Source organism: Aeromicrobium sp. Leaf272 (assembly GCF_001422865.1).
In the GTDB taxonomy this organism is placed as follows: Bacteria; Actinomycetota; Actinomycetes; order Propionibacteriales; family Nocardioidaceae; genus Aeromicrobium.
Window position 1 is genome coordinate 24,054 of the sequence record NZ_LMMY01000013.1, and the last position, 10,648, is coordinate 34,701.

11 protein-coding genes are annotated in these 10,648 nt (G+C 73.3%); 10 read left to right on the forward strand and 1 reads right to left on the reverse strand.

Annotated elements, in window-relative coordinates; all coding sequences use genetic code 11:
• Positions 1-468: 468 nt before the first annotated feature.
• Entirely contained in the window at positions 469-1,410 is a 942-nt protein-coding gene (coaA, locus tag ASF38_RS09445; RefSeq protein WP_056575490.1) for a type I pantothenate kinase, read from the reverse strand.
• Positions 1,411-1,465: 55 nt separating this feature from the next.
• Between coaA and glmS the strand changes: the two genes are divergently transcribed.
• The 10 genes from glmS to ASF38_RS09495 all read left to right on the forward strand — a co-directional run bounded on the left by glmS (position 1,466) and on the right by ASF38_RS09495 (position 10,640).
• Positions 1,466-3,316, forward strand: coding sequence for a glutamine--fructose-6-phosphate transaminase (isomerizing) (gene glmS / locus ASF38_RS09450; protein WP_056553477.1), 1,851 nt, complete (start codon positions 1,466-1,468; stop codon positions 3,314-3,316).
• A 7-nt stretch (positions 3,317-3,323) separates the two neighbouring features.
• Complete coding sequence (locus ASF38_RS09455) at positions 3,324-3,680, forward strand: holo-ACP synthase (RefSeq protein ID WP_056553472.1); 357 nt, start codon at positions 3,324-3,326, stop codon at positions 3,678-3,680.
• A 28-nt stretch (positions 3,681-3,708) separates the two neighbouring features.
• The gene (locus ASF38_RS09460) at positions 3,709-5,142 is read left to right on the forward strand and encodes a bifunctional ADP-dependent NAD(P)H-hydrate dehydratase/NAD(P)H-hydrate epimerase (RefSeq protein WP_056575493.1); all 1,434 of its coding nucleotides are present in this window, start codon (positions 3,709-3,711) and stop codon (positions 5,140-5,142) included.
• Positions 5,136-6,251 carry an alanine racemase gene (gene alr, locus ASF38_RS09465; protein ID WP_056575498.1) on the forward strand — a complete coding sequence of 372 codons (1,116 nt, stop codon included), beginning with the start codon at positions 5,136-5,138 and terminating at the stop codon, positions 6,249-6,251. The genes ASF38_RS09460 and alr overlap by 7 nt, the downstream gene beginning before the upstream one ends.
• A 41-nt stretch (positions 6,252-6,292) precedes the next feature.
• Positions 6,293-7,360, forward strand: a complete 1,068-nt coding sequence (locus ASF38_RS09470; RefSeq protein ID WP_055964416.1) for an alpha/beta fold hydrolase — start codon at positions 6,293-6,295, stop codon at positions 7,358-7,360.
• A complete protein-coding gene (tsaE, locus tag ASF38_RS09475; RefSeq protein WP_056553463.1) occupies positions 7,360-8,328 on the forward strand; it encodes a tRNA (adenosine(37)-N6)-threonylcarbamoyltransferase complex ATPase subunit type 1 TsaE in 969 nt (322 codons plus the stop codon). The genes ASF38_RS09470 and tsaE overlap by 1 nt, the downstream gene beginning before the upstream one ends.
• 296 nt (positions 8,329-8,624) lie before the next feature.
• Positions 8,625-9,266 (forward strand): tRNA (adenosine(37)-N6)-threonylcarbamoyltransferase complex dimerization subunit type 1 TsaB, encoded by a 642-nt coding sequence (gene tsaB, locus ASF38_RS09480; RefSeq protein WP_056553461.1) that lies wholly within the window; start codon positions 8,625-8,627, stop codon positions 9,264-9,266.
• The gene (locus ASF38_RS09485; protein ID WP_056575501.1) at positions 9,263-9,721 is read left to right on the forward strand and encodes a GNAT family N-acetyltransferase; all 459 of its coding nucleotides are present in this window, start codon (positions 9,263-9,265) and stop codon (positions 9,719-9,721) included. The genes tsaB and ASF38_RS09485 overlap by 4 nt, the downstream gene beginning before the upstream one ends.
• Positions 9,718-10,185 carry a DedA family protein gene (locus tag ASF38_RS09490; RefSeq protein WP_055964429.1) on the forward strand — a complete coding sequence of 156 codons (468 nt, stop codon included), beginning with the start codon at positions 9,718-9,720 and terminating at the stop codon, positions 10,183-10,185. The genes ASF38_RS09485 and ASF38_RS09490 overlap by 4 nt, the downstream gene beginning before the upstream one ends.
• Positions 10,182-10,640 (forward strand): DUF5709 domain-containing protein, encoded by a 459-nt coding sequence (locus ASF38_RS09495; protein ID WP_056575504.1) that lies wholly within the window; start codon positions 10,182-10,184, stop codon positions 10,638-10,640. Before ASF38_RS09490 ends, ASF38_RS09495 begins: the two co-directional genes overlap by 4 nt.
• Positions 10,641-10,648 lie beyond the last annotated feature (8 nt).

The window sequence follows — 10,648 nt, forward strand, 5'->3', positions numbered from 1 at the left end:
TCCGGTGCGGAACGCAGCATCGTTCGGGGTTCTGCGCACGAAGGCAGAATCCTGCGTTCGCCGGGGCGCCGGTGCGCGGCGGGTGGGCAGAGATTTTTCCTTTGCGTGGGACGGTCCACGCGAAGGACGAATCGTCCGTGGATTCCGCGCAGAGGGAGAATCGTGGCCGCGCCCCGCAGACCCAGCCGGGTTGAGACCGACTGCTCCGGTCGGGGCCCTCTCGGAGACCGCCCCGCCTCGGAGCCACAGCGACGCAGCCGCGGGAGAACGTGGAGCCACAGCGACGCAGCCGCAGGAGAACGCGAAGCCACAGCGACGCAGCCGCAGGAGAACGCGAAGCCACAGCGACGCAGCCGCAGCCGAGAGCCCGGCCGAGTTGTCGCAGCAGCAGGGAGATCTCAGCCCGGCCGACTCACCCACAGGACGCGACCCGGCCGGCCGCCGCACCCGCAGTCCGGCTCGTCCGGCTCACATCTTGCGGAACCGCACCCACTTCACGGAGTGCTCGGCGCTCTTGCGCAGCACCAGGTCGGCGCGGCCGCGGGTGCTCTGGATGTTCTCGCGCAGGTTGGGCCAGTTGATCGTGTCCCACAGCTCCTCGGCGCGGGCTCGCGCCTCGTCGTCGGTGAGGCTGCTGTAGCGGTGGAAGTAGGAGGCGGGGTCGGCGAACGCCGTGCGGCGCAGGGCCAGGAACCGGTCGACGTACCAGCGGCGGATGTCCTTGCTGGAGGCGTCGACGTAGATGGAGAAGTCGAAGTAGTCGCTCACCGACAGCCCGGGTGACCCGTCGCCGCGTTCCTTCGCCGGAGCGAGGACGTTGAGGCCCTCGACGATGACGATGTCGGGCCGCTCCACCACCACCGTCTCGTCGGTGCGGTCGTAGGTGAGGTGGGAGTAGACCGGCGCCGAGACCTGCTCGACGCCGGACTTGACGTCGATGACGAAGCGCAGGAGCGCCTTGCGGTCGTAGGACTCCGGGAAGCCCTTGCGCTGGAGGATGCCCCGACGCTCGAGCTCCTCGTTGGGCCAGAGGAAGCCGTCGGTGGTGACCAGCTGGACGCGCGGGTGGTCCGGTGACTGGGAGAGCAGAGCGCGCAGGAGCCGGGCGGTCGTGGACTTGCCGACGGCCACGGACCCGGCCACGCCGATGACGAACGGGGTGCGCTGGGGCTGCGGCTCCCGCAGGAACGACTCGGTGGCCTCCCAGAGCCGGGTCGCGGCACGCACCCGGAGGCTGATCAGCTCGGTGAGGGGCAGGTAGACCTCGCGCACCTCGTCGATGTCGAGCTCGTCGCCGAGGCCACGCAGACGCTCGACGTCGGCCGCGGTGAGCGGCTGCGGCACGTCGTCGGCGAGGTCGGCCCATGCGGACCTCTCGATCTCGACGTACGGCGAGAGCTCACGAGCCATGGCCTCATCCTGCCGGTAGCGGGAGCCGGCGGGTTCCCTGGGTACCCTGGAGCGCATGTGTGGAATCGTGGGTTACGTCGGGCACCGCAGCGCCCTGGACGTCGTCATGGGCGGGCTGCGTCGCCTCGAGTACCGCGGCTACGACTCCGGCGGAGTCGCGCTGGCCGACCCCGAGACCGGTCAGATCGCCTGGGCCAAGAAGGCGGGCAAGCTCGTCAACCTCGACGGGGTGCTCGCCGAGTCGCCGCTGCCGGAGTCCACCACGGGCATCGGGCACACCCGTTGGGCCACCCACGGCGCGCCCAACGACCGCAACGCGCACCCGCACCTCAGCGAGGACGGTCGCATCGCGGTCGTGCACAACGGGATCATCGAGAACTTCGCCGTGCTCCGGTCCGAGCTGGAGGCCGCCGGGCACGAGATGCAGTCCGACACCGACACCGAGGTCGTGGCCCACCTGCTCTCCGACGAGCTCGTGCGCACGCCCGCCCTCGACGACGCCGTGCGTGCCGTCTGCAACCGGCTCGAGGGTGCTTTCACGCTCGTCATCACCGACGCGCAGCAGCCCGACGTCGTCGTCGGCGCGCGGCGCAACTCCCCGCTCGTGGTCGGGCGGGGCGAGGGCGAGAACTTCCTCGGGTCCGACGTCTCGGCCTTCATCGAGTACACCCGCGAGGCGGTCGAGCTCGGCCAGGACCAGGTCGTCACCATCACCCGCGACGACATGGTGGTCACCGGCTTCGACGGTACGCCGGCCGAGACCACCAGCTACCACGTGGACTGGGACGTCTCGGCCGCCGAGAAGGGCGGGTACGACTGGTTCATGCTCAAGGAGATCGACGAGCAGCCGCAGGCCGTCGCCGAGACCCTGCTCGGCCGCTACAGCCGTGCGGGCCGTCTCCAGCTCGACGAGATGCGCCTCAGCGACGACGAGCTGCGCGACGTCGACAAGATCATCGTCATCGCTTGCGGCACCGCCTCCTACGCCGGACTCGTGGCCAAGTACGCCATCGAGCACTGGACGCGCATCCCGTGCGAGGTCGAGCTCGCCTCGGAGTTCCGGTACCGCGACCCGATCATCGACAAGTCCACGCTCGTCGTGGCGATCAGCCAGTCCGGCGAGACCATGGACACGCTCATGGCCATCCGGTACGCCCGCCAGCAGCGCGCCCGTGTGCTGAGCATCTGCAACACCAACGGCTCCACCATCCCGCGCGAGTCCGACGCGGTCATCTACACCCACGCCGGGCCGGAGGTCGCCGTCGCGTCCACGAAGGGCTTCCTGTCGCAGGTCGTGGCCTGCTACCTGCTGGGTCTGTACCTGGCCCAGGTCAAGGGCACCAAGTACGGCGACGAGATCGACGCCATCATGGGCGCGCTCGAGAAGCTGCCGGCCGGCATCCAGCGGATGCTCGACGAGGGCGACCAGGTGCGCAAGCTCGCCGCGGAGCTGTCGGACCGTCGGTCCGTGCTGTTCCTCGGTCGGCACGTCGGCTACCCCGTGGCGCTCGAGGGGGCGCTCAAGCTCAAGGAGCTGGCGTACCTGCACGCGGAGGGCTTCGCCGCGGGCGAGCTCAAGCACGGCCCGATCGCGCTCATCGAGGACGGCATCCCCGTCTTCGTGGTCGTGCCACCGAAGGCACGCGACCAGCTGCAGGAGAAGATCGTCAGCAACATCCAGGAGGTCCGCGCCCGCGGCGCCCTCACGATCGTGCTGGCCGAGGACGGCGACGACGACGTCGTGCCCTACGCCGACCACCTGATCCGGCTGCCCAAGGTGCCCACGCTGCTCCAGCCCCTCGTGGCCACGGTGCCGCTGCAGATCTTCGCGTGCGAGCTGGCGTCGCTGCTCGGCCACGACGTGGACCAGCCGCGGAACCTCGCCAAGTCGGTCACGGTCGAGTAGGTCGACGGTGTCCGGCATCTGGGGCGTGGGGGTCGACGTCGTCGACCTCGGCCGGTTCGAGCGGACCCTCGAGCGCACGCCCGAGCTGCGTTCGCGACTCTTCACCCCCGCCGAGGCCGTGCTCTCCACCGAGCGCCTGGCGGCACGCTTCGCCGCCAAGGAGGCGTTCGTGAAGGCCCTGCGAGCGCCCGCGGGCATGTCGTGGCAGGACATCGAGGTCGTGCTCGACGAGCACGGCGCTCCGCACCTCTCGCTCTCCGGGGCGGCCGAGGCCCGGGTGGCCGACCTCGGCATCACGCGCGTGCACGTGTCGCTGTCGCACGACACGTCGGTGGCCACGGCGTTCGTCGTGGCGGAATCATGACGGGGGTCATGAGCAGGGGCGTGAGCACGTGCTGAGCGGGCACACCGTCGCGCAGGTGCGCGACGCCGAGGAGCGGCTCGCCCGCGAGACCGGCTGGGACGCGCTCATGCAGCGCGCCGCCCGCGGACTGGCCGACGCCCTCGACGACGTCCCGGCCGGCGACGTCGTGGTGGTGCTCGTCGGTCCCGGCAACAACGGCGGCGACGCCCTGTTCGCGGCAGCCCATCTGCTCGACCGCGGCGTGCGCGTGGACCTCGCGCTGCTCGACCCCGGCGCCGTGCACGCCGAGGGCCTCGCAGCGGCCCGGGCGGCCGGCGCGCAGCACGTCGACGGCCCGGGTGCCCAGCGCTGGTGCCTCGACGCCCTGTTCGGCATCGGTGCCCGTGCCGGCCTCGAGGGTCGGGCCGCGGACTGGGCCCGGTGGACGCACGAGACGTCTGCCCACGTCGTGGCGGTCGACGTCCCCTCCGGCGTCGACGTCGACACGGGAGTTGCCCCGGGCGTGCACGTGCGGGCGGACCGCACGGTCACGTTCGGCACGTACAAGGTCTGCTCCCTGGTCGGGCCGGCCGCCGACGCCGGGGGAGGGGAGCCGCCCCACCTCGTCGACATCGGGCTCGGCCCGCACCTGCCGGGCGCCGCCGTCGAGGCGCTCGAGGTCGGTGACGGCGAGGTGCTGCGACGACACGTGCCCAGCGGGGAGTCCCACAAGTACGCGCGTGGCGTGGTCGGGGTGTCGGCCGGGTCCGACGCCTACGCCGGCGCCGCGCACCTCTGCGTGGCCGGTGCGCAGTCCGGCCTCGCGGGCATGGTGCGGTTCGTGGGCACCGACGCGCTCGCCGCCCGCGTGGTCGACCGGGCGCCAGAGGTCGTGCACGGACGCGGTCGGGTGCAGGCCTGGGTGGTCGGCCCGGGGGCCGGCGACGACGTGGGCGATCAGCTCGCCGCGTGCCTCGACGACGGCGTGCCGCTGGTCGTCGACGCCGGTGCGATCGAGCACCTGCCGCACGACCCCCAGGTGCCGGTGCTGCTCACCCCGCACGCGGGTGAGCTGGCCCGCCTGCTCGACGTCGACCGCGAGACGGTCGAGGCCGATCCGTGGGCGCACGCCGCCACGGCCGCCGACCGCTGGGGGACCACCGTCCTGCTCAAGGGTGCCCGCACCCTCGTCGTCGCCCCGCGGAACGGTTCCGGCGAGCGACGGTGCTCCGTCAACCTGTCCGGGACGCCGTGGCTGGGCACAGCGGGGTCCGGCGACGTGCTGGCCGGCTTCGCGGGGTCGCTGCTGGCCGGCGGGCTCGACCCGTTCGACGCCGGGCGCCTCGCCGCGTTCCTGCACGGAGCGGCGGCCGTGCGGGCGAACCCCGGAGGTCCCGTCGCCGCGTCGGAGGTCGCCGCGGCCCTGCCCACCACCGTGGCGGCGTTCCTCGACGGCACCCTGGTGGAGGTGCGCCGGTGGTGAGCCCGCAGGCCGAGGCGGTCGTCGACCTCGACGCGTACCGCCACAACGTGGCCACCCTCGCGCGGCTCGCTCCGGGAGCGGCGCTCATGGCGGTCGTGAAGGCGGACGCCTACGGCCACGGCATGCTCCCGGTGGCCCGCGCGGCGCGGGAGGCCGGCGCCTCGTGGCTCGGTGTCGCGACGCCCGAGGAGGCGCTCCGGCTGCGCGAGTCCGGCGACACCGGGCCGTTGCTCTGCTGGCTCGCGGCACCCGGCGCCTCCTACGCCGCCGCCGTCGAGCGCGACGTCGAGCTCACCGCGTCGTCGACCGAGCAGCTCGCCGAGATCCTGGCCGACGTGCCCACCGGCCGACGTCCGCGCGTGCAGCTGAAGGTCGACACCGGTCTGGCCCGCAACGGCGCCTTCGGTCCGCAGTGGGACGACCTGGTCGGGGCCGCCGCCTCCGCGCAGGCGTCGGGCCGCGTCGAGGTCACGGGGGTGTGGTCGCACCTCGCCTGTGCCGACGAGCCGAGCCACCGGGCCAACGACCTCCAGGAGGAGGTCTTCCGACAGGCCGTCGAGACCGCGCGGGGTGCCGGCCTCGACCCACGCTGGTGCCACCTGGCCAACTCGGCGGCCCTGCTCACCCGCCCCTCGGCCCACTTCGACCTCGTGCGGCCCGGCATCGCCACCTACGGGATCGCCCCCGACCCCGCCCTCTCCGGGATCGCCGACCTGCGACCGGTGCTCACGCTGCGGGGCAGGCTCGCCGCCGTGAAGCGCGTGCCGGCGGGCACGTCGGTCTCGTACGGCCACACCTGGACCACGGACCGCGAGACCACCTTGGGGCTGGTCCCGCTCGGGTACGGCGACGGCGTGCTCCGCACCGCGTCGGGTCGCGCCGAGGTCGGTTTCGCGGGGGGTCGCGCCCCCGTGGTCGGACGCATCTGCATGGACCAGCTGGTCGTGGACCTGGGCGACCGGGACGCCACCCGCGGCGACGTGGTCACGCTGTTCGGCGCGGAGCCGGGCGCCCCCACCGCGGAGGACTGGGGGAGCGCCGCCGGTACGATCGGGTACGAGGTCGTCACCCGACTGGGCGGCCGCATCGAGCGCACCTACCGAGGCTGAGCCGGACGCACCGTCCGTCGGCCGGCCCACCGAGGACCGTGATGAGCCACCTTCCCGCCCGTCTGACCGCCCTGGCCGCGACCGCCGGGGCCTTCGTGGCGGCCGGGGTCGCCGCGAAGGTCGTCGACACCCGCCGGCGCGAGCACCGACGCGAGCAGCGGGGCGAGGACGTGCCGTTCGGCAGCGTGCACAGCACGCCGCGCACCGTCATCGCCTCCGACGGCGTCGCGCTCAACGTCGAGGTCGACGAGGCACGCACACGCGGCGACGGGACGCCGGCCGGCCGGCACGAGGCGGGCTCCTCGACGCAGGACTCGCCGCTGACCGTGGTGTTCGTGCACGGCTGGGTCTGCACCCTCGACACGTGGCACTACCAGCGCCTGGCGCTCCGCGGCCTCGTGCGCATGGTGTTCTACGACCAGCGCTCGCACGGAGGCTCGGGACGATCGACCCGGCACGGCTCGAGCTTCGAGCAGCTCGCCGACGACCTGCGCACGATCCTCGACGAGGTCGCGCCCGACGGCCCGGTGGTCCTGGTCGGCCACTCCATGGGCGGCATCACCGTCCAGCAGCTGGCCGCCGAGTCACCCTCGCTGTTCGGTGACCGGGTGGTGGGAGCGGTGCTGCTCTCGACGAGCGCCGGTCGTCTCGTGCGCCAGAGCCCGGGGCTGCGCCGGCTGCTGCCGCTGCTGCGGGCGGGAAGCCCGCTGCTCGACTGGGGACGCACCTTCAACAGCTACAGCGTGGTGCGTCGTTGGGCGGTCGGTCCCGACGCGCCGCAGAAGTACGCCGACATGTCCGACGAGATGATCCTGCGGGCGCACACCTCCGTGCTGCTCGACTTCTACCCCGCGTTCGTCGACCTCGACGTGCGGACCGGGGCCAAGGGTCTCGCGCAGGTGCCCGTCGTCGTGGCCTGCGGCACGAAGGACCTGCTCACGCCGATCAGCCATGCCCGGCGCCTGGCCGACGCCATCGACGGTGCCGAGCTCGTGACCCTGGAGGACGCCGGACACATGATCCCGTTCGAGGAGAACGTGGCCGTCACCCGTGCGATCGAGGACGTGCTCGAGGCCGTCGGTCATCCGGTGCGCGAGCAGGACCGCTGATGCGCGCTCTCGACGTCATCGACGCCGGTCCCGAGCACGCCGAGGCCGTCGTCGACATCATCCACCGCTCCTTCAGGGTGCGGCCCGACCTCGACCCGCCGTCGACCGCGCTCGAGGAGACGGTCGAGTCGGTCGCCGAGGTCCTCGGCACGGCCGGCGGGCTGCTGGTGGAGCGTCGTGGCGTACCCATGGGTGCCCTGCTGTTCGACGAGTCGCGCCCCGGCAAGCTGGGCCTGCGGCGCGTGGCGGTCGACCCCGAGATCCAGTCGCGCGGCGTCGCCTCGGCCATGGTGGGCGTGGCCGAGGACACCGCCGAGGAGCGCGGAAAGGACGGCATCTGGCTGCACGTGCGCGAGGAGCTGCCCGACACGGTGCGGTTCTGGACGCGACGCAAGTACTACCCGGTCGACCAGGAGGGTCCGCTCCTGGTGCTGGGCAAGACGCTCTGGCTCGCCCGCGAGGTCCCGACGCCCGAGGTCATGCACCACCTGGCCGCGCGGGTCGCCGAGCTCGTGCGACCCGGCGACCTGCTGGTCCTCACCGGCGACCTCGGTGCGGGCAAGACCACGTTCACCCAGGGCCTGGGAGCCGCGCTCGACGTCCGCGGACCGATCACGTCGCCCACCTTCGTGCTGGCCCGCACGCACCCGTCGCAGTCCGACGGTCCGGCGCTCGTGCACGTCGACGCGTACCGGCTGGGTGGCGCCGAGGAGGTCGACGACCTCGACCTCGACGCCACGGCGGAGGAGTCGGTGACCGTGGTGGAGTGGGGCGCTGGCATGGCCGAGCAGCTCAACGACAGCTGGCTCTCGGTGAGCATCGAGGTGCGCGGCGCCCGCCCGATCGACCCGCTCGGCACCCAGCACGACGGCGACCACCCCGACGAGGCGGAGCCGCGCGTGGTCACCATCAAGCCGAACGGTCCCCGCTGGGTCGACGTCCCGCTGCGCTCGACCCTGCTCGGCTGAGGTCCTGCTCGGTCTGCGTCTGCGTCGACGCGGCTTCTCGGCGGTCTGAGGCTGCGTTCCTCGGAGGCGGGTGACGCACGTGTCGGAGCCGTCAGAGGTAGGTGGCGCACCTATCGAAGGCGTCGGAGGTAGGCCTCGCACCCGTCCGGGCCGCGGACCGGTGCGTCACCTACCTCTGACCGCCCGGACCGACGAACGATGCTCTCTGCGTGGGGGACCGGTCCACGAGAATGATCGCTGCCCGACGCTGCGGGCGTGCCCCGATGGCCCAGTGGAGTGAGGGTAGGCTCACTCGTGTGCTGCTGCTTGCGATCGACACCTCCGGCCCCGCCGTGAGCGTCGCCGTCCACGACGGCGACGTCGTCGTCGGCCGGGCCGAGGGGGAGGGCACGATGGCGCACGGCGAGCTGCTCGCCCCGGCGATCCGCGACGCCCTCGCCGAGGCCGGTCGGACGGCAGGCGACCTCACCGACGTCGCCGTCGGTGTGGGGCCCGGACCCTTCACCGGACTGCGCGTCGGCATCGTCACCGCGCGCACCCTCGCGTCGACCCTCGGGCTCACGGCCCACGGCGTGTGCTCCCTCGACGCCCTGGCCCTCGCCGCTGCGCTCGACCACGAGCACGTCGTGGCCATCGACGCCCGCCGCAAGGAGGTCTACTGGGCGCGGTACGCGCCCGGTGACGACGGCGTCCTGCGCCGGGTCGACGGCCCGAACGTCGACAAGCCCGCCGAGCTCGCGCGCCTGCTCCCCGACCTGCCCGTGGTCGGACGAGGGGCCCAGCTGTACGCCGACGTGCTCACGGCGCTCGACGGACCCCTCGACGCGTCGGCCGCGGCCCTCGCCGACGGCGTGGTGAGCGGCCAGGTCGAGGTCCTGCCCCTGGAGCCGCTCTACCTGCGCCGGCCGGACGCTCGGCCGGCGTCGCCCGTGCGGTGATCCGTCCCGCGGACGACGGCGACCTCGCGGCCCTCGTCGAGCTCGAGCGCGAGGCCTTCGGCCAGGGAGCCTGGTCCGCGGCCACGCTGCGCGAGGAGCTCGCCCTGCGGGACCGGATCGTGCTCGTCGACGAGCGCGACGGCGTGACGACCGGCTACGTCGACGTCGGCGTCGTGGCCGACGTCGCCGACCTGCACCGCGTGGTCGTGGGCGCGGCGCACCGGCGCCACGGCGTCGCGTCGGGCCTGGTGGGCTCGGCGAGCACGGCGGCCGCCGACCGTGACGCGACGCGCATGCTGCTCGAGGTCGCCGACGACAACGCCCCTGCGCTCGCCCTGTACGCCGCCCACGGCTTCGAGCCGATCGCACGTCGCCATGGCTACTACGGCCCCGGCCGGGACGCGCTCGTGCTGGAGGCGGCACTCCCCGCGAGCACGCCGGAGTCGTCGCGATGATGGAGGAGATCCGGTCGTGGCCGTGGGCCTGGGCGTGGCTGGCGCTCTTCGCGATCGTGCTGCTGCGCGCCGGCGCCACCTACGGTGTCGGTCGTCTGGTCGCGGCGGGTGTGCTGCGTCGACGCGAGCCCGGCCCCCGGCTGCGCGCGGCCGCCGACCGCGTGGACCGGTGGGGTCCGCCGGTGGTGACCGCCAGCTTCCTGACGGTCGGCGCGCAGACCGTGGTGAACGCCGGCGCCGGTCTCGCCGGCATGACCTGGCCGCGCTACCTCGTCGGGCTGGTCCCCGGTGCCGCGCTGTGGGCGACCGTCTGGAGCACGATCGGCGCCGGCGCGTTCCTCGTGGCGCTGCGCACCGGAAGCGAGCGCGGGGAGGCGGTCGCGGTCGGCTGCGTGGCCCTGGTGCTCGTGGCGGTCGTCGCAGCACTTGCGTCGCGCCGTCGGCGTGGCAGTCTCGAAGCATGACCGACGGACCCATCGATTTCGACGCCCAGGACAACCGCGACGAGTCGGAGGCCCTCGACCAGCTCCAGCCCGACGACACGCTCGTCGACCGAGGGGTCGACGATGTGCTCGACGAGGGCTACTCCCCACCGGAGAAGTGGAGCGCGGGCGAGGGCTTCGGCACCACGCCCGACGAGGCGCTCGAGGGCGAGACCCTCGACCAGCGCGTCGCGCAGGAGGTTCCCGACGTCGACCCCTACGCCGACGTGGACCCCGAGGTCTACGACGACGAGGTGGGCGACGAGCGTTCCGGCCGCCTGGTCGCGCCCGACGAGGGACTCGGCGAGGACACCGAGAAGGCCCTGGTCGGCGACGACGTCGGCATCGACGGTGCTGCCGCCAGCGCCGAGGAGGCCGCCGTGCACGTCGTGGACGACGATCCCGACGACCTGTCCGCCGGCTCGCCCGGGACATGAGAAGCGGG

What these genes read in the sequence shown, in the direction of transcription:
- ASF38_RS09470 (WP_055964416.1), top strand. Translation starts at nt 6,293, where the DNA reads ATGAGCCACCTTCCCGCCCGTCTGACCGCCCTGGCCGCGACCGCCGGG.
- tsaE (WP_056553463.1), top strand. Translation starts at nt 7,360, where the DNA reads ATGCGCGCTCTCGACGTCATCGACGCCGGTCCCGAGCACGCCGAGGCC.
- glmS (WP_056553477.1), top strand. Translation starts at nt 1,466, where the DNA reads ATGTGTGGAATCGTGGGTTACGTCGGGCACCGCAGCGCCCTGGACGTC.
- ASF38_RS09495 (WP_056575504.1), top strand. Translation starts at nt 10,182, where the DNA reads ATGACCGACGGACCCATCGATTTCGACGCCCAGGACAACCGCGACGAG.
- coaA (WP_056575490.1), bottom strand. Translation starts at nt 1,410, where the DNA reads ATGGCTCGTGAGCTCTCGCCGTACGTCGAGATCGAGAGGTCCGCATGG.
- ASF38_RS09490 (WP_055964429.1), top strand. Translation starts at nt 9,718, where the DNA reads ATGATGGAGGAGATCCGGTCGTGGCCGTGGGCCTGGGCGTGGCTGGCG.